Below are 19067 nucleotides of genomic sequence, written 5' to 3' on the forward strand. Positions count from 1 at the left end.
GGCACCTCCTTTTTTCCTTCATCATACTTCCGAATTCGGGTCAGGCGATAAAAATCCTGCAAAACGAAAGAAAAACCCGACTTTTGTCGGGTTTTTTAGCGTGACCAAAGTCACGGTCGTTTATAACCGATTAAGCGTGACTGCCAATACGGTTCTTTACTGATTTGGTTGTATCCTAATCCGGATGAACCGGCATGGATGAACGTATCGGAATTGATCATGATACCCATGTGCGATGGTCCGGCGGTATATGTGTTTTCGAAGAAGACGAGGTCACCGGCCTGCGGGACGAATGACTTGGGCAATTGAGGTCCGAAATAAGCGCCACCCCAATAATTAGCCACGTTTGTCCGTGGGATGCTGACGCCGGATTGATTGAATACATAATAGATAAGTCCTGAGCAATCGAATCCACCATTTGCCGGGCTTGATGATGCCCATACGTACGGTGTGCCGACGAAGCGTTTTGCCACATCGATGGTCGAAAGCCTAGTAGCTTGGGCACTTTGCCCTTTGATTTCAGTGACGGCTGATTTTGCGACGAATCCTGATGCGAGACGATAGTGGGTCGATGTCTCTCCGATCACGTTCAAGAGTTCTCCCCGAAGTGTCGAGCCGACCGTGCTGCTCGACTCGTTCGCCTGTGACCGAATCGATGTCGGATAGTACGTATAATATGAATTCGAATCATAAGAACCTTCAACCCAAGACGGGCCGTCTGCCGAACCTTTCGGGACGGTTTTCACATAAGCCGAGGCGACAAATCCTACCGTATTCCCGTAATAGATTTGAAGCCAGCCTTTTGACGACTGGACGACGCGCAACGTCTGTCCTGCTTTGACACTCCCGATGATGGTCGCGCTCGTCGATGCGCTCGAACGTACGTTCAAGGACGGTGTGTTGACGATATAATCGACAGCCGCATTACCAGCACCGGCATCGCCTTCGTTCGGAGCCGGATTGCTCGGTGTCGTGGACGTCTGCTTCAAGTAACCGGCGCTCACGTATCCGGACTTCCCATTATACGTGACATAGTACCAACTGCCCGACTGTCTCGTCGCTTTGATGACGGTTCCGTTCGGGATAGTCGTGACGAGCGGATAACCGACGCCTGCACCTTGTCGAACGTTCAAGTTTGCCGTCGTAGTGAATTGTTGATTGATCGATTGTCCTGTACTCGGTGTTGTCGGTGTCGCCGCTCCTGATGTTGTTAAATATGTATTGGCGACATATCCTGTTTTCGACCCATACTTCACTTTCGACCATGACCCTTCGACAGATAAGACGGTCACGGTTTTGCCTTTTGGAATCGTGAGCAATACGGTCGTCTTCGTAGACTTCGACGAACGCAGATTCAAGTTGGCTTTCGTTTGAGCTGTAGTCGAGCTCGGTGTGACCGTTGTTGGTTTGTCGGTACTGCTAGACATAGATGCCTTTTGCAAATAGTCGTTATGCACCCATCCGGTCTGTCCACCGTAACTGACTTTTGTCCATGAACCGTTTGATTGAATCGACGTGAGCGTCGTACCTTTTGGAATCGTCAAGAGGACGCGATGCCATGTTCCGCCCGCGACGCGCATGTTCAATGCGTGTGTCGTCGTGACGCGGTTCGTACTCGCCGTGGTTAACGAGGAACCACCTGTCGCAGCAGAGGGACTGCCTGTGAGCTTTAGTTTTTGACCGATGCGAATGCTATCGGAAGAGAGACCGTTCAACGATTTAATCGTCGCAACGGACACATCATAGGACCGACTGATCGACCATAACGTATCACCCGAACGCACCGTATGTGTGCTCGCCGCTGCTGCTTCGTCTGCGTGGGCAAGCACGCTGACCGCTGCAAGTGCCGCGAATGAATAGGTGAGACCAGACTTTGGATTCATAGCGTCACATCCTTTCAAAGAGTGAGAACGAAACAATTCAACAAATGAAACAATACAAGTTCATTGTACGGTGAGAGGAAAAGGACAATCAATGGGACAAAGGGTCAATTCACACCACTTTCTTAAAAAGGAGGTCAATAATTTATAAATGGGAATAAATTCAAATTTTGTTTATTTAAAAACGAAGCAAGCATTGACTCTCTGTTGAATTTTGGAAAACGCTGTATCGGATGATTCATGCTATCATTAGGTCAAACTTAAATGGGTGAGGTAGCAGACTGATGATCGAGAACAACTTTTCAAACCGAGTATATCGTAAGCATCAAGAGAAACTGTTCGCGCTCGTACGGATGCCGATTGTAACGGAAGAAACGGTGCAGGAGGCAATTCTGTATATGTGTGAGATTGTCGCCGATATGTTGGCAGTCGATACAGTCTCGATCTGGCATTTTGATACATCGCATCGATCTATTTCATGTCAAGTCGCTTATTCTCACGAATCAGGGACACATCATCCGAAGTTGACGGTCCATCGTGAACTCGCGCCTGACTATTTTGATGCGCTTCAAACAGAGCGAATCCTTTCGTTTGAGGATGTTCGCAGTCATCCATGGGTGAAGGACTTGTACAAAGAGTACTTTGTAGAAGGAAAGCGTGTGTACTCCATGCTAGACGCTCCGATTTATGCAAACAATCGTGCCACAGGTGTGATTTGTTGCGAGACGTTTCTGCCTCGGGAGTGGAACTATCTTGAAGAATTGATTGTGAGTACACTTGCGGATTTTATTGCCATCCTGTACTTCCGGCTTGACCGGCAGCTTGTGGATGAACGGATTCATCAGTTAGCCTACACGGACGAACTGACAGGTTTGATGAACAAATATGCATTTGTCGAGGAAGTCGATCAATTACGTCAACAAGCGAGAGGGTTTTTAGGAGCAGTTTTATATATTCGAGCAGACGATTTTCGGTCTATTGAGGATGCGATTGGAACCGAAACATCGAATTTGATCGTGAAAGAAATGGCGAAACGACTACGAGCAGTAATCGATGAATCTAGGATGGCACGTACCTCGCAATCGGGATTTGTCATTTGGGTACCTTACGGGGAACGGAGGAAAATACGTTCGTTTGCAGAACATTTATGCGAGCAAGTGACGCGTGCGCCATATCGAGTCAATGAATTAGACGTTGTACTGACGACGAGCGCATTCATCTCCATTGAACATGAAAGTCGATCTACTTTGGATATGATTCATACAACACGTGTCGTTGCAGGTCAATCAGATGAGAAACGTGGGGTCATCAAGTTTTTTGAAGAGGCCATGGCGCAAGAAGCATCTGAGAGACTCTTGTTAGAGATGAATTTACGTACTGGTGTGATATCAGGTCAGTTTGAACTGTATTTCCAACCGAAAGTGAATGCTTCCTCAGGTAAACTGAAAGGGTTTGAAGGGTTGATGCGCTGGAATCACCCAGAGCGAGGTCTCGTGCCGCCGCTCGACTTCATTCCGCTTGCGGAATCAACGGGTGTCATCATCGACTTAGAGGAATGGGCGTTCGTGACCGCTTGTCGCCACCTCAAACGTTGGCATGAGCGGGGAGACCAGTATGAACTCGCCCTCAATTTATCGGCGCGTCACTTCTTATCCGAAGGGGTCGTCGAAAAGTTTGCCCAAATCGCACGGGAAGAAGGGGTCAGTACGAGTTATTTGACCTTAGAAATCACGGAAAGCGTCGGGATGGAGAACCAGAAACACGTCATCGATCGTTTTGTTGCATTCCGAGAAGAAGGTTTTTCCATCTCGATTGACGACTTCGGGACAGGGTTCTCGGCGTTCGTCTACTTGAAGCATTATCCGATTCATGAGATCAAAATCGATCGCCAGTTCATTCAAGTGACCGAGAATGACCCGACCGGCAACGTCATCGTCGAATCGATTGTCGATCTGGCACGTGGCTTGAATTTGAAGACGGTGTGCGAAGGCGTCGAGACGCTTGAACAGTGGAACGCGTTACGCGAACTCGGCTGTGACGAGATGCAAGGTTATTATTTCTCTAGACCGTTACCGCTTGAAGAACTTGAAGAATGGATTGTTGACTATACGACACAGAAAAGGGACGCCTGAGCGTCCCTTTTAGAATGGTATATATCAATATCTTTCACTCTTATAACTTACCTAAAGTTTAGATTGGGGACTCAAATACATATGAATAGCTCAACGCCACAACAGTCAACTCATGAAATTACTTTTTTTAGCCAATTCAAGAATTATATCTTGTTAGGGTTATTGGGAATTTTCTTGGGCTGCTTAGATCAATATGCGAGTAGTTCCCCTTTGATTGATTTTGATACTACACTTGAGTTTTGGCTATTCCTAGTGACATTAGTAGCTGTGTTTAGCAAGTCACGATTAAACGCTTCCATTCATTCAATTATTTTGCTTGTTTCCACAGTTTTAGCTTATTACCTAATGTTCTATTTGAACTTAGGATTCTTACCTTATCAACTATTTGGAATATGGCTAACTATCGCAGTCCTATCCTCTGTCTATGCGTTAATCATTTGGAATGCCGGTAAAAGAGGGATAGGCGCCGCTATTCTAGGTTCAATACCTACTGCCTTTCTATTCAAACAAGGCTACTATTTTCTTCCAGATCTCTTATTTAATACTGAAGCAGCTCAAGTACGTATTCACTACTTTGGTATCGATATTCAAAGTGGATTTAATCTTGTGACTGCGGTTGTGCTTTATTCAATATTTTTTAAGATAACAGAACGTCGAATCATTTTAACTGTTTCTACGGTTATCATATTCTTCATTTTTAAAGAAACTGGCATCCTGTCGTTTCTGCCTTTTTAAATATAAAAAGAAAAGCATCTACTTTATTCGCGTTGAAATGAAGTAGGTGCTTTTTGGTCTATAGTCTGCAAAGGACGCCTGAGCGTCCCTTTTGCTATGTCATGAATGTGATTCGAATTGTGGTGCCGTGTCCCGGTGCACTGTCGACTTCTATTTTCCCGCCGTGGGCTTCGATGATGTCCCGTGAGATGGCCATGCCGAGACCACTTCCGCGTGCGTCGTCTGTATTCGTGCCTCGGTAATAGCGTTCAAAGATATAAGGCAATTCGGATTCTGCAATCCCATTTCCATCATCTCCAATCGTCACGACGTCACCCTCGATGTGGACCGTCACGTGCACCGAATCGTCATTATGGAGAAGAGCATTATACAAGAAGTTGAGCAAGGCTCGCTTCATAAAGTGACGATCGAGCGAGACGGTCGCTGCTTGAGTCGCCTCAAACTCGATGTGACGCTCCCCAAAGCGAGAATCGTTCAACACGTCGATGACGAGCTCACGAACGAACGGCTCGAGGTTTGTCTCTTCGAGCGTAAGTGGGAAATCGCCGTGTTGCAGACGCATCGTCAAATTGAAATCGTCGAGCAGTTCCTTCATATACTTAGCCTGTCGTTCAATCACATGTACGTATTGTCTGTGCTCGGTGTCATCTAACGAATCATCATCAAGTAGTTCGGCGTAGCCTTGGATGGAGGCGAGCGGGGTCTTCAGGTCGTGCGATACGTTGCTCATCCACTCTTTTCGACGTTCTTCGAGTTCTTCGCGCTGACGTTCATACGTTTTAAGTGTCTGTGAGACGGCATTCAAATCATAGAAAACAGGACGGTAAATCCCTGACTGCTTCGGTTCGGTAGTCGAAAAATCACGTTGCTTCAGCTGTTGAATCCGTTCGGTCAAGCGATATACAGGGCGCGTCAATCGTGAACTGAACAATAAACCGATCAAGGCGGCGACAAGTAAATCGACAACGAGAATCCAGAAGAACGCCTTCGTGATATACGAAAGGACTGCCTGTTCGTCTAACATAAAGAGCACCCGACGCTCATTTGCCTCCGGCACACCGATGAGATAGCTGTACGATTCATACTCCCCGATGAAGTAGAGTCGGAGGTCATCATCCATATATTTATACATTTGAATCAATTCAATCGGAGAATAGGCGTCTGGTAATCCACTCGGGGCATCGACCTCGCTGACGACACGTCCCGTCTCATCTAAAAAGCGGACGAATGCACCCGTTTGGCGAAGAGCTTCCCGCCCGGCTTCTGACACAACGGGTTCACCGTCCTCAAGCGATACATAGGTGCTGAAATTTCGGGTGAAGGTCTCCCCGGCGTTGCTCTCGACATCATCCAGTCCCGTTCGGTCATTGATAAGGAGGCCGAATAAGATTGTAATGTTCAAGAAGACGACGAGCGCGACAATAAGGAGAATCGACAACAAATAGCGACCGGTCAGTTTCCATTTCATCATGATCGCTCCTTATACCATCAACCGATAGCCAAGTCCCTTGACCGTCTTGATATATGTCGGATCAGATGGATTCGGTTCGACCTTTTCACGGAGACGTCGGATGTGGACCATGACCGTGTTGTCGGATCCGAAGAATGACTCACCCCACACTTGCGTGAAGAGCGTCTCCTTGCTGAGAATCCGGTTCGGGTTGCGTAAAAAGCAGGCGAGAAGACCGACTTCTTTAGCCGTCAACTCCAATCGTTCCCCGTTCACATACACTTCCGTCTCGTCTTCATTCATTTGAAAGGGGCCGACGGTCGTCGTCTCGGGCATTGGTGCTTCCATCATTGAAACCCGTCGGAGCTGAGCCTTTACACGGAATGCCACTTCTTTTGGACTGAACGGCTTCGTGATGTAGTCATCTCCACCGATGGCGAGACCGAGTAGTTTATCGACCTCTTCCGATTTGGCAGAGAGAAAGAGGATCGGGATGTTGGACTGCGCTCGCATCTGTTGGCAGAGCTGATAGCCTTCTCCGTCAGGTAACATGACGTCTAAGATCGCCAAGTGAGGGCGGAACGTCTCGAAGACATCAAATCCGTCTTTCAATGTGTGAGCGATCCGAATCTCATGAAATCCTTCTTTTTCAAGCGCGCGTTGAATCAATATACATAAATCTTGTTCATCATCCACGATGAGAATCCGTGGCTGTTCCATCGTCATCACCTCTTTCTAAGCATATCACGTAAGGATTTTGTAAGGTACGCGTGAGTTGGAGTTAAGACAGAGGGCGTAATGTAAGGGACAGAAAGAGGTGCTGAACATGGAAACATTATTACAAGTAAAAGCGATTCAAAAGACATACGGGAAAGGGGACGCGACGTTTCGAGCGCTCGATGACGTCTCCTTCACCATTGAACATGGGGAGTTCGTTGGAATCATGGGGCCGTCCGGGGCCGGGAAATCGACGTTGCTCAACGTCCTCGCGACAATCGATACACCGACGTCGGGTGAGATTTTAGTCGAAGGCGATGACATTGCGGCGATGAATGAGGAGGCGCTTGCCGATTTCCGACGTGACCATCTTGGATTCATCTTTCAGGACTATAACTTGCTCGATTCATTGACGGTCCGGGAAAACATGTTGCTCCCGCTCGCCGTCTCGAAGACGCCGGTTCATGAGACACGCGCAAAGGTCGAACGGTTAGCGAAACGATTCGGACTCGAAGGGATCCTCGAGCAGTACCCGTATCAAATCTCAGGCGGACAGAAACAACGGACGGCTGTTTGTCGGGCGCTCATCTCGGACCCGAAACTCATCTTTGCCGATGAGCCGACTGGTGCGCTCGACTCGAAGTCGGCGACCGATCTCTTAGATACCCTCGCTCGGTTGAATGAAGCGGAGACGACCATCATGATGGTGACGCATGACGCCTTTGCCGCAAGTTTTTGCCGCCGAGTCCTCTATATTCAAGACGGACAGTTGAAGAAAGAGCTCATTCGCGGCAACGCCTCACGAGACGCATTCTACCAATCAATCCTCGAGGAGCTCGCGAAAGGCGGTGCAGTCGATGACGCTATTTGAGCTCGCTAAGAAAAACGTCGTACGGAATCTGTCGCGATACGCACTCTATGTCGGGACGACCATCTTTTCTATCGTCATCTACTTCACGTTCGCGACACTCAAGCACAGTCATGAAATCAGTGCGCTTGCGGAAACATCGCAAAAGATCAGCGGGTTGATGAGCACGTCGACGTTCATCCTCATGTTGTTCGTTGCTTTGTTTATCGCCTACTCGAACGCCTTCTTTTTGAGAGGACGTAAGCGAGAGGTCGGGCTCTACTCATTACTCGGGGTCCGAAAGAAACAGATTGGACTCTTGCTCTTGTTTGAGAATATCGTCATTGGAGCGGTGTCCTTGGTCGTTGGAATCGTGCTCGGCCTGTTCGGGTCGAATGCGCTTTTGCAACTGTTGATGCGATTGATGGACAGTGACTTGAACATCGGATTCGCTTTCTCTGCGTCGGCATTCATCGAGACGTTCCTTATCTTTCTTGCTATTTTCCTTTTCACATCATTCCAAGGGTACCGCGTCATCTATCGCTTCAAGTTGATTGACCTGTTTCATGCGGATAAGAGTGGGGAAAGTGTTCCGACGGCGAAAGGATGGGTCGCACTCACAGGTGTGCTCACAATTGGAGCGGCGTACTGGCTCGCGCTTCAGGATCTGATGACGTCATCGCTATGGCGAATGCTCGGACTCGCGATGCCGCTTCTCATTATCGGATTGAGTGTCATCGGGTCTGCGCTTCTCTTTCACAGTGTCTTGATTTTTGCATTGACATGGTTGAAAGGGAACGAACGCTGGTCGTGGAAACGACTCAATTTGTTGACGACGTCACAGCTCCTCTATCGCATTCGCGGGAACGCGAAGACGCTCACGTTGATCAGCATCATCAGCGCGACAGCAATCACGGCAGGAGGTGCCATCTTTAGCGTCTACTACTACGCGGAAGAGAATGTCGCCTCTTATACACCATACACGTATGCCTGGAAAGGGGATGCGGTCGAGGTGAACGGAGCGACGTTCGAATCAAGTGTCGAACAAAAGACGATTCGGACGGAAGCGCAATACGGAGAGCGTGAGCTCGGGGTCATCGATGAATCGACATATCGCCATCTTCTGCAAGGTCTCGGCGTGGCAGAGCCGGCACCGTTCAGACAGGATGAGGTCGTATGGGTCGACCCGTTCTATGACGAACGTTACTCGGAGAATCTTGAATCGGTCGAACTGTCAGGACAGACGGTTGACGTGTCGACGCGTCTTGAAGAATCACCGCTCAACGTGATGACGTTCGGTGGGTCGTTCCTCGTCGTCGCCGACGACATGTTCAAAACGATGACGGAGCCGAGCGAGACGTATCACGTTGCCCTCACGGAGTCGTTCAAAGATCAGCGCGAACAATCTGAGCGTCTAGCGGGACTCGGGCTTGAATCGTTCTCGAGTGCACCGGACGTGTACGCCGAGACGATGGCAATGAACGGGGCGCTCCTCTTTGTCGGAACATTCCTTGGGCTCGTCTTTCTCGTTGCAACAGGTAGCGTCATTTACTTCAAGACGATGACGGAGGCAGAGGATGACCGGGCGAAGTATGCGATATTACAGAAAATCGGGATATCCGATCGGGACGTGCGCCGGACGGTGCGCCAACAGATCATCGTCGTATTTCTCGCCCCGTTCGCGCTCGGGATTCTTCATGCGACCGTGGCGCTCATCGCGTTTTCAAACTTGTTGAGCATGAATTTCACGATACCGGTTCTCGCGTGGATGGGCGTCTATACGACCATTTATGCGGTCTATTATGGCATCACAGTTCGCCGCTTTATGACGGCGGTTCGGTAAGGAGAGAAAAATATGAAAAAATGGATTGGAATTGCAATTGTTGCGATTGTATTGGTCGTTGGATTAACGCAGGTGGATTGGAATCGAATTGGGAAGGATAACCTTTTCGTTGAAATCGGAGGAGCGACGGATGTAGAAGAGACGACGCTCGAGAACGGCGACGTGATGAAGCGTTACATTTATACACAATCCGCGTTCACGGAGGAAGGTGACCAGAAAGAAGTCACCTTTACCGCCGGGAAAGAACTTCGGGAGGGGGCGTTCTTACGTCTTTATGTCAAAGATGAAGATACCGTGACTTCGTACGACGAAGTGAAACGGGAAGAGCTTCCTCGTCCAGTCATTGAGAAGTTGTAAGAAAAAAATCATTCGTCACGAACATCATGACGAATGATTTTTTTTTTGCCTACTCAGACGAGAGGAGTTTCCTAGGCATGAAGTTCAAGTTTGAGTATGTACGTTAGTTCATGATGCGCCAATTCAGAGAAGTTTGTTTTCTTCACATGTGTTCGTGGACGCAATCCGCATTCCAGTGCGATGTCGACAATGGTACGAATCTGATTTTCCGTATAGAATCGCTTCCGGCCGAACGTAAATGGGGTCGGTGGCAAGACGCCATCTGTTTCCCATTTGATCAATTGCTGTTGGCTGCGTGGGATGCCGGCCACGCTAAAGGCGCGACTCAATTCTTTGAGCGGATAGACCATTAGATGCTGCTCTTTATACGAAATTAGTTTTCCCTGTTCCGGTCGGTATGTATCCCATTCGGTCGCTGAAAACGTCAGGTCGGCTTGGTCGAAGTCGTGTTGAGCGGAAGGAATTGAGGCAAAGCTTGCGAGGTCTAGGCTGTTCATCGTGTATGTCTCCTTCTTCAAGACTGACTAGTGAAATTCAAAAAAATGCCCTCCTACGTATCGTACCCCATTTACAAGAATTTAACTTACAGTTTTTTCAAATGTGGGGAATAAATCATGGTACTTTTGACGTATTTTTGAATGCTGTCTGCCGAAGATTAAGATACCCTACTTAATATGAAAACTCAAGAAAGTAGACAGAAATTGAAAAATGAATAAATATTCAGATAGTTTAGGACTATCGTCACTTATTGTTATAGAAAAATAGAATGAGCACTTTGACCTTGTAAGCGGTTAATAAGGACGAAGGAGGTGAGACAAATGGCAGCATATCGAGAAACGGCGACGATGCTTTATTTGGACACCCGACGACAACTCGACGGCAAAGAGAAAAAGCAACTCGTCCGCTATGGACCGCTTGGAAGTCGGATGGATGAGGCACGGATGAAACAGTTTGGTGACTTGATCAAGGCACTGATTGATGTGGAATCCGCCAACTACGTCGTGGCCCAAGAATTTCTAGTGTATTAACAGGGAGGACTTATGAAAAACCTCACTCGTCCCGCTGCCAATCCTCGGCACGATGAGAAGGTGGTCACATGAGTTGGCCCGAACTCATCTCAAATTTGGGGTTCCCTATCGTTGTCTCGCTCTATTTGCTTCATCGGATTGAGACGAAGCTCGATCGTATGATCCAGCTGCTCGAACGGATGGATACCTCGACCGCATCAGAAACCTAATCCCCTATTGAAAGGAGCCATCCCCCATGGCTGTCTTAACAGAGAAGAAAGCAACGTTCGTTTTGACGACGCATCATGACGTACAAACAGCGAAACCGACGAAAAAAGCACAACGGTTCGGCCCGATTCGTGCCGACCTGACGGCAGATACGATTGATGTGTTCGGTCGTCTCTTGATTGATCTCGTCATTCAAGAGGGAGCAGACCTCGGCATCGTCCGTGAATACGATTTAGTCTAACCCACATCTTAAGGAGGAGAATAACCCATGACTGACACAAAACTTGAAATCTCATTTTTAGATGCATTCCACAAGGTCGTACGCTTCCGCTTGAATAACGTGAAACAACCGGTCGACGCCCAGAAAGTAGAAGCGCTTGCTGACTTCATGGTCGCCAACGATCCGCTCGCAAAGAACGTGATGGAGTGGACCGAAATCAAGATGATTGAAGGTACGCAGACCGTATTAAGTGAGAAGTAATTGATTGAAAGGTGACTCTTGCAGTTTGAGTCACCTTTTTTAAGTTTGGTCAATTCTCTTCATTATTTTCTGAAAATTGTCGATAGTATAGGAAACACTGCATGATTGAGAGGGGAATACATAGATGGCATGGAAATCAACATGGTCTAAGGCATTGAGCCGGATCAAACGAAAACCGACATGGACGTGGAAACCGACACTCAAATGGAAGCGCGGAGAGAAGCGTGAACGCACGACATCTTTCGGGGCGAACATCGGGAAGAATTTAACGATTCGTCAAAAATTATGGGGGCTCGTCATCATATCGCTCGTCATGGTCATTGGCGTCGGTGGTTACGCACTGTTTTCAATGAGTGACGCGAACCGTCAAGCGGACGATATCGTCAACAATTGGAATAAAGGGCTCGATTACGCTCACGAACTCAACACACTCGCCGCGAACTATCGAACACTCGAGCTCGATCACATCGTGACGGAGGATGCGGCACAAAAAGAAGAACTGATGACACGGATGAAAGAGATTCGTGACGAGATCAATACGATTGCACCGAAGTATGAAGGACGAGCCGTGAACGCAGAAGACAAGGAACTCTTTACGAATTTCTCGCGTCAATGGGAGATGTATCAACGCGTCTCGGACAACATGTTGACGTTCAGCTCAACGGGTAACACAGGGATGGCCCGCTCATACTATGATGCGCAGTCCAAATCTACATATGACAACTTCACACAAAAACTAGCGGACCTTGTCGACTACAACTCGGAAGGGTCGCAACGTGTCGGACAAAACATGGAAAGTGAATTCATGAAGTCTCTTATGGCATTGATTGCCGTGACGGTCGGGGCCGTGGTGATTCTCTTATTCCTCGGACTCAGCCTGTTACGCTCGATTATTCGACCGATGCAAACGCTCCAGACACGCTTTGATGAACTCGCGACACAAGGTGGCGACTTGACGATGACGATTCCGGTCACGTCGAATGATGAGATTGCACAAGTCAGTCGTTCGTTCAACACGTTCCTCGCCACACTTCGTGAAATCATGATCGATGTCGATGAGACGGCGAAAGTCGTCCTCTCGTCTTCAAAAGACGTATCCGCTGAAGTGACACGACTCAGTCACTATATGGAAGAGACGTCGGGTACGGTCGAAGAATTGACGGCCGGGATGGAAGAAACGGCAGCCTCTTCACAAGAAATGAGCGCTTCGACGACCGAGATGGGAAGTTCAATCGATTCAATCGTCGACTTATCCAATGAGAGTGCCGAAACAGCAAATCGTGTTGAGACACGAGCACACGAGATGCGGGAACAAGCTGTCGTCTCGAAAACAGAAGCCGTGGCGATTATCGAGAAGAAACAAGTCGAACTCGCGGAAGCCATCAAAGGAGCCCAGTCGGTTGAAGAGATTCGGGTCTTGACGACGGCCATTCTCGCGATTGCTGACCAGACGAACTTGCTCGCCTTGAACGCATCGATTGAAGCGGCACGGGCAGGGGAAGCGGGTCGCGGCTTCGCGGTCGTCGCATCCGAGATTCGCAAATTGGCGGAAAACTCACGTCAGACGGTCAACGAGATTCGCGACGTGTCGAACACGGTGATCGATTCGGTCGAACGACTCAACACGAGCTCGGCAGACATGTTGACGTTCCTCAACACGAAAGTCATGGCCGACTACGACCGTCTCGAAGATGCCGCAACGCAATATGAACAGGATGCGACGGTGTTCGGTGAGACGGCGAAGACGTTCGAAGGTAATGCGCTTCAACTTCGCCATATGACGGACAACATTCTTGGGGTCATCCAGGAAGTGGCGACGACCGTGACAGAGGGCGCGGACGGTACGCAGTCCATCTCAGAGAAAGTCCAACTTTCGGTCGAGCGTTTCAACGACGTTCAGGCGAAGATGGGCGAAACGGAAAAACGGGCGACCGAACTCTCGAATCGCGTGGCGCAATTCAAACTATAAGCAAGTCTCAGAACCAGGCAGATGTCTGGTTCTTTTTTTATGTATGCCTCGGAAAATAAAAAGATAGGTCAATACGTAAATGAATTTCAAATTATTGGTACAAATTAGGCTGTTGCGTCCGATATAAAAATGGCAGTACATAAAACAGAAAGAAAAAGAGGTGGAAGAGGAGAGGTCTCCTCGTAGTACGTGAAAAAGATGTGGAACACATGGACGTTATCAAGAAAAATCATGGCAAGTGTCGGCTTGATCCTGATTCTGACATTGGTCGGGATGGCCTATAATCTGTGGACGCTCGATCGGATGACGAGTCAGTATGAACAGATGATCTCAAATGATGTCATGAAGATGAAAGCGGCGGACGATTTGGCGCTCGGGATGGTGCGCCAGGCGTATGGGGTTCGTGGGTATGTGCTCGTACAAGACGATGAACGGAAACAACAAATCACTCGTGGTGGAGAAGAGAAGAAAGCCGCCATCGAATCGTTGATCGAACTCGCGGACAACGAGTCCGAACGAAAAGAATTTGAATCGTTACTCGAATATGCGACTGGATATGACGAGTTGGCGACTCAAGCCATCACGGCAATCGACTCAAAAGATCAAGAAGCGATTGATCGTTTGACACTACGTCTCATGCCAGACGTGACGAAATCGATCGCATCGACCGGAGACGCATTGCAGGCCGAGACGGAAGAGAAGATGTTGGCGATGCAGATGGAGCTCCAAGAAGCGAGTCAGCGTGCCTTCTGGTACTCGGTCTTCATCGCCATCGTCAGTTTCGTCCTGACGATGGGCGCCGGATATGCCATCAGCCGTATGGTGACGACACCGCTCCGTTTCTTAGCGAAAGAAGTAGAAGTAGTCGCGGAAGGTGATTTGACACGTGAGGATCTTCAGGCGCTCACACAAGATGAAATCGGACAATTGATGACCGGCTTCAACCGCATGAAGGGTAATTTGCGCGAACTCATTGACCGCGTCACCCAAAACGCACAGGAAATCACAGCACAATCAGAAGAACTGTATGCGAGTACGGAAGAGATGGCGTCACAGACGGAGGAAACGACACGTCTCATCGACCGAGTCGTGGAAGAAACGGTCGCGCAGGCGAAAGAAGCGACTGGAACATCTCAAGCGGTGGCTGCTGCCGATGAAGGCATCGGTCGTATCGCTGGATCGATTGGCTCGATTGACGATGATGTGTCACAGAGTTTGAAGCTCGCCGAAGAAGGTGGTGCGACGATGGCTCAGGCGAAAGACGAGGTGCTCGCACTGGAGCGGGAGACACGTCTGACGGGAGAATCGATTTCGGCATTGAAGCAACAGTCTGACGAGATCGCCCTTATTACCGAGGTCATTCAATCGATCACCGACCAGACAAACTTGTTGGCATTGAACGCGGCCATCGAAGCGGCACGTGCCGGTGAGCAAGGAAAAGGGTTCGCCGTCGTTGCAGAAGAAGTGCGTAAACTTGCCGAGCAGTCGAAGCAGTCGGCGACACAGATCGCCGGGTTGATCGAGTCGATTCAGACACAGTCGAACGCCGTTCTCGACCAACACGTCGTCAGTGCGAAACGCGTCGAGACGAACACGTTGTTGCTCGAACGAGCGACACGCGCGTTCGAACAGATTGTCAGTCAGCTCGAGACATCAGTCGATAATACGTCACATATCCGCATCGCCTCGCATGAGATTGCGGAGACGACGAAACAAGTCGCAACGTCCTCTCTTCAAATGTCACAAGACAGTGAAGGGATGGCCGACACGATGCGTACGGTCGGTGAGACGGCTGACGCCCAACTCGCGATGATTCAAGAATTGAACGGTGTCGCCGAATCACTCGGCAATATGACGAGTGACCTGCAGACACTGATTGGTCGATTCACGACATAAGTTGAAAGCCCTGTCTCCCTGGAGTCAGGGCTTTTCGTTCACATCGGAACGATTCGCGATGAAGAAAGTGGGGAATCAACAACAAGGTAAACGACAAAAAGGAGTGGATTATATGAAGTATACGGTCATTACAGGAGCCAGTTCAGGTATCGGGTATGAGACAGCGAAGTTGCTCGCTGAAAAGGGAAAGTCGCTCGTGCTCGTCGCAAGACGAAAAGAAGAGTTGGAGTCGTTACGCGATGAAATCAAATCGATCTCGTCTGACAGTGACGTCATCATCAAATCGACCGACCTATCATATAGCGAGAACGTGTACGGATTATATGAATCGCTTGCGGACCTCGATATCGAAACGTGGATCAACAATGCAGGATTTGGGGATGCAGATCTCATCAAGGACGTCGACCTTGGTAAAATCGAGAACATGATTCGTCTGAATATCGAAGCGCTCACCGTCTTATCGAGTCTATACGTCCGAGATTATCATGACGTCGAAGGGGCGCAACTGTTGAACGTGTCGTCTGTCGGGGGCTATCGGATCGTCCCGAACTCGGTCACGTATTGTGCGACGAAGTTCTTCGTGAGTGCGTATACGGAAGGGCTCGCGCAAGAGTTGAAGCAGAGCGGGGCCAAGCTTCGGGCGAAAGTACTCGCACCGGCTGCAACCGAAACGAGTTTCGCAGACCGGGCTCGCGATACGGAAGGGTTCGACTATAGCGAGAACGTCGCAAAGTATCACACGGCGCGCGAGATGGCAGAATTCCTATGGGAGTTACTTGAAGGCGACGAAGTCGTCGGGATTGTCGATCCGGAGGACTACTCGTTCAGCCTGCGCGGACCGATTAAACCGTATGCCGGATAAACAAAAACATCACGCCGCGCTGAACTGCTCCCCGTCAAGTAGACAGGGCTCAAGCCGTTTAGTCGTTTCTGAAAACGATCGTGGTTGTAGAACGATATGTAGGTCTCGATGGCCGATGTGAGTTCGCTATATGCTTGGAACTCACGCAAGTAGTACATCTCCACTTTCAAGGTGCCCCAAAAACTCTCGATCGGCGCATTGTCGATGCAACGTCCGACCCGGGACATGCTTCGGGTCATGCCCGCGTCTTCTACCATCCGTTTGAACCCTCTCAAGGTATATTGGAACCCTTGGTCGCTATGGATCATCGGACGTGCTCCTGTACGGAGCCCCGCGATGGCTGGCATCATCGTATGGAACACGAGCCCGTTGTTGTTGGACCTCCCGATGCGATAGGCGACGATTGAGCCGTCATACAGGTCGATGATCGCGCTCAGGTAGGCCTTCTTCCCGGCGCCGTATTTGAACTCGGTGACGTCGGTGCACCATTTCTCGTCTGGCCGGGATGCACTGAATTCTCGGTTCATCAGGTTCTCGGCCACATGTTGTGGCGTTGATTTCTTATGTCTCTTCCGCTTCCGGCGGATGATCGATTGGATCCCATGGATATGCATCAAGCGATAGATCCGCTTTTCATTAAACGGGGACAGGCTCTGTTGCCGGCGCAGCCGATTGATGGTCACCGTGATCCGACGGTACCCGTATGTGCCGTTCGCCTGGTCATAGAGTAGACGAATGTCCTCCAGAAGCTTCTCGTTCTCTTCTTGACGCACCGGTATGGTACGATTCAACCATTTGTAATAGGCCGCCCGTGAGATGCCGGCGACTCGACAGAGGAGCACGATCGAAAGGGCCTCCTCTTCGTTTAATTCTTTGATGGCGATATATCGTTGCTGTAGCCGTACCTGGCTGATCACGACATCCTCTCGATTTCCTCTAACTTTTTTAGGAACAAGATGTCCGCACGAAGAAGTTCGTTCTCAAGCTCCATTTGCTGGATACGGCGCTTAAGCTTCTCTTCTTCGCTTAGTTCGTCCTCTGGCTTCGTACGCCCACGGCGGTCCACGAGCGCCTCTGCCCCGCCCGTGTCATACTTTTTGATCCAGCCATAGACCTGGGCATAGGAGACCTGAAATTGTTCCGCGGTCTGCTGGTAGTTGCGTCCATTCTCCAAACAATATTTCACGATCTCAAGGCGCTCTTCGAATGTAGTTTTTCTTCCTTTTGTCATAGCTCGATCCATTCCTTTTCTCGAATCTGTTAACTCGCTATGACTAGTATACTTCTTAATCCATTTACGAAGAACAGACCAATTACTGATCTGATACTTGGAGAGTACCTTCATTCTAGTGAACCCATCGAGATAGTCGCGGACGGCCGCGATTTTCAGTTCCTTGGTGTAAGATTTCCATGCCTTCGATTCCTTCAACGCATCGATCCCACCGGTATCGAATTTCACTTTCCACACCTGGAGGGTGTGCCTAGAGACGCCATGAGCCCCCATGATTTCCTTCCAAGTATATGTTTCTTCTTCCATCATGCGCAGCGCACTCAATTTTTGTTCGATCGTATGCCGACTTCTCGCCATAAAAAACACTCCCCAATAGATAAACAGATTTTTTATTTCATCTGTCTACCTATTGGGGAGCATATCACGCTGGCGTGATGTTTTTTCATGACGTCGGTACAGAGTAACCACCCGTGAAGCGGTGTGTCAGGCGACGTGTCCAGTAACGCAACCGAAGGCGCCACACATAGAGCTGAGACGTGTTCGGAAGAATGACGTTGTCGACGTATTCCGCGAACATGTGACGGAACATCCGCTCTTCACTGCGGTCATAAGTCGCACTCCACATCCCGTGATTCTCGACTTCTAAGAGCATCCAAATCATCTCGTCGGTAAGCGGGTCATCGTCCTTCAACTCGGCCGTCAGTGCAGCGAAACGATGGCTACACATAGACGCGTATAAGGAATGGGCATGCGGGTCATGTGGGTTTAATGTTAAGTAACCGCTCGAAGTTTTCATCAGTTCATTGACCATATCGAGCGGAATGTCGTCATACACTTGGAAAAATTCGAGCAACATCGGGACGGTGTCCGGACCAAATCCGGCAAGCCGGACATAGTTCATGATATGAAGACCGGCCTCGCCATGGAATTTGCGGTCGAAGTAGTGGACGGCAAGGGCGCGATGCATGATTGGGACATCCGGATAGCGTTCGACGCCACGGAGAAAGTGTTGTTCAGCCTCGAACGTGAACCCGGTGTCTTCACTGACAAATCCTTTTAACATATGAAGAATGTAGTGGTCACCGAGCGAACTCGCTTTCTCGAGCCACGGTTTGGCCGAATCGGTGTCACCTTCTCGAATATATGGATAAGCACGCATCGCCGGGAAGAATGGGTCGTCCGGGAACGCGGTCTCGCCCCGTGTCGCCATGTCATTGATGGCTTCAGCGTTATAAGCTTCCGTTAATTCTGCGAGGAGCATCATCTCAAGGAACGTGCGCTGGAACTCTGGGGTGTTTAAATCGATGGTTTGTGTCATAGGGTGTCCTCCTCACAAGTACTGGTGTCGCTCTATTATACTTGTTCTTGTAACAGGCGAGTAGCATCTTTTGCAAAAACGGGAAATGGAAAGTAAAGACTGGAAAGGAGGGGG

At 49.3% G+C, this 19067-nt stretch carries 17 protein-coding genes and 1 pseudogene; 12 read left to right on the forward strand and 6 right to left on the reverse strand.

Translation table 11 applies throughout. The features are described from left to right. Nucleotides 1-110: 110 nt before the first annotated feature. Nucleotides 111-1883, reverse strand: a complete 1773-nt coding sequence (locus KNO69_RS01975; protein ID WP_214815682.1) for a C40 family peptidase — start codon at nt 1881-1883, stop codon at nt 111-113. Nucleotides 1884-2164: 281 nt separating this feature from the next. Between KNO69_RS01975 and KNO69_RS01980 the strand changes: the two genes are divergently transcribed. Beyond that, on the forward strand, nt 2165-4012 hold the full coding sequence (locus KNO69_RS01980) for a sensor domain-containing phosphodiesterase (RefSeq protein ID WP_214815685.1): 1848 nt from the start codon (nt 2165-2167) through the stop codon (nt 4010-4012). Nucleotides 4013-4093: 81 nt separating this feature from the next. Further along, nucleotides 4094-4747 (forward strand): hypothetical protein, encoded by a 654-nt coding sequence (locus KNO69_RS01985; protein ID WP_214815688.1) that lies wholly within the window; start codon nt 4094-4096, stop codon nt 4745-4747. Nucleotides 4748-4841: 94 nt separating this feature from the next. Here KNO69_RS01985 and KNO69_RS01990 read toward each other — a convergent pair whose 3' ends face one another. Both KNO69_RS01990 and KNO69_RS01995 read right to left on the reverse strand, forming a co-directional pair. Next, nucleotides 4842-6215 carry a sensor histidine kinase gene (locus KNO69_RS01990; protein WP_074035937.1) on the reverse strand — a complete coding sequence of 458 codons (1374 nt, stop codon included), beginning with the start codon at nt 6213-6215 and terminating at the stop codon, nt 4842-4844. Nucleotides 6216-6227: 12 nt separating this feature from the next. Then, entirely contained in the window at nt 6228-6917 is a 690-nt protein-coding gene (locus KNO69_RS01995; RefSeq protein ID WP_214815691.1) for a response regulator transcription factor, read from the reverse strand. A 106-nt stretch (nt 6918-7023) separates the two neighbouring features. Between KNO69_RS01995 and KNO69_RS02000 the strand changes: the two genes are divergently transcribed. From KNO69_RS02000 to KNO69_RS02010, 3 genes are read left to right on the forward strand one after another with little or no spacing between them, the layout of a single operon-like run. After that, nucleotides 7024-7785, forward strand: coding sequence for an ABC transporter ATP-binding protein (locus KNO69_RS02000; protein ID WP_159562873.1), 762 nt, complete (start codon nt 7024-7026; stop codon nt 7783-7785). After that, nucleotides 7772-9604, forward strand: coding sequence for an ABC transporter permease (locus tag KNO69_RS02005; protein ID WP_214815694.1), 1833 nt, complete (start codon nt 7772-7774; stop codon nt 9602-9604). The genes KNO69_RS02000 and KNO69_RS02005 overlap by 14 nt, the downstream gene beginning before the upstream one ends. Before the next feature lie 12 nt (nt 9605-9616). Then, nucleotides 9617-9961, forward strand: a complete 345-nt coding sequence (locus KNO69_RS02010; RefSeq protein ID WP_074035945.1) for a YxeA family protein — start codon at nt 9617-9619, stop codon at nt 9959-9961. Nucleotides 9962-10032: 71 nt separating this feature from the next. Here the strand turns inward: KNO69_RS02010 and KNO69_RS02015 are convergent, their stop codons facing one another. After that, a complete protein-coding gene (locus KNO69_RS02015; RefSeq protein ID WP_074035947.1) occupies nt 10033-10458 on the reverse strand; it encodes a MerR family transcriptional regulator in 426 nt (141 codons plus the stop codon). 321 nt (nt 10459-10779) lie between these two features. Here KNO69_RS02015 and KNO69_RS02020 point away from each other — a divergent pair, with 321 nt between their 5' ends. The 7 genes from KNO69_RS02020 to KNO69_RS02050 all read left to right on the forward strand — a co-directional run bounded on the left by KNO69_RS02020 (nt 10780) and on the right by KNO69_RS02050 (nt 16404). Further along, complete coding sequence (locus tag KNO69_RS02020) at nt 10780-10989, forward strand: hypothetical protein (protein WP_012727210.1); 210 nt, start codon at nt 10780-10782, stop codon at nt 10987-10989. A gap of 68 nt (nt 10990-11057) precedes the next feature. After that, nucleotides 11058-11198, forward strand: coding sequence for a YvrJ family protein (locus KNO69_RS02025; protein ID WP_074035951.1), 141 nt, complete (start codon nt 11058-11060; stop codon nt 11196-11198). Nucleotides 11199-11224: 26 nt separating this feature from the next. Next, nucleotides 11225-11437: a hypothetical protein gene (locus KNO69_RS02030; RefSeq protein ID WP_214815697.1), complete on the forward strand. Its 213-nt coding sequence runs from the start codon at nt 11225-11227 to the stop codon at nt 11435-11437. A 27-nt stretch (nt 11438-11464) separates the two neighbouring features. Then, entirely contained in the window at nt 11465-11677 is a 213-nt protein-coding gene (locus tag KNO69_RS02035) for a DUF2922 family protein (protein WP_031422462.1), read from the forward strand. Between the two features lie 124 nt (nt 11678-11801). After that, nucleotides 11802-13646, forward strand: coding sequence for a methyl-accepting chemotaxis protein (locus KNO69_RS02040; RefSeq protein ID WP_214815700.1), 1845 nt, complete (start codon nt 11802-11804; stop codon nt 13644-13646). 198 nt (nt 13647-13844) lie between these two features. After that, the gene (locus KNO69_RS02045; protein ID WP_214815703.1) at nt 13845-15542 is read left to right on the forward strand and encodes a methyl-accepting chemotaxis protein; all 1698 of its coding nucleotides are present in this window, start codon (nt 13845-13847) and stop codon (nt 15540-15542) included. Between the two features lie 112 nt (nt 15543-15654). Next, nucleotides 15655-16404 (forward strand): SDR family NAD(P)-dependent oxidoreductase, encoded by a 750-nt coding sequence (locus KNO69_RS02050; protein WP_196431159.1) that lies wholly within the window; start codon nt 15655-15657, stop codon nt 16402-16404. Between the two features lie 41 nt (nt 16405-16445). Here the strand turns inward: KNO69_RS02050 and KNO69_RS02055 are convergent. Together KNO69_RS02055 and KNO69_RS02060 are read right to left on the reverse strand one after the other, a co-directional pair. After that, a pseudogene (locus tag KNO69_RS02055) lies at nt 16446-17992 on the reverse strand (IS3 family transposase); the annotation flags it as partial. A gap of 85 nt (nt 17993-18077) precedes the next feature. Continuing rightward, the gene (locus KNO69_RS02060) at nt 18078-18953 is read right to left on the reverse strand and encodes a tetratricopeptide repeat protein (RefSeq protein WP_214815708.1); all 876 of its coding nucleotides are present in this window, start codon (nt 18951-18953) and stop codon (nt 18078-18080) included. Between the last annotated feature and the right edge of the window lie 114 nt (nt 18954-19067).

Source organism: Exiguobacterium sp. s131, from assembly GCF_018617345.1.
GTDB lineage: Bacteria > Bacillota > Bacilli > Exiguobacteriales > Exiguobacteriaceae > Exiguobacterium > Exiguobacterium profundum.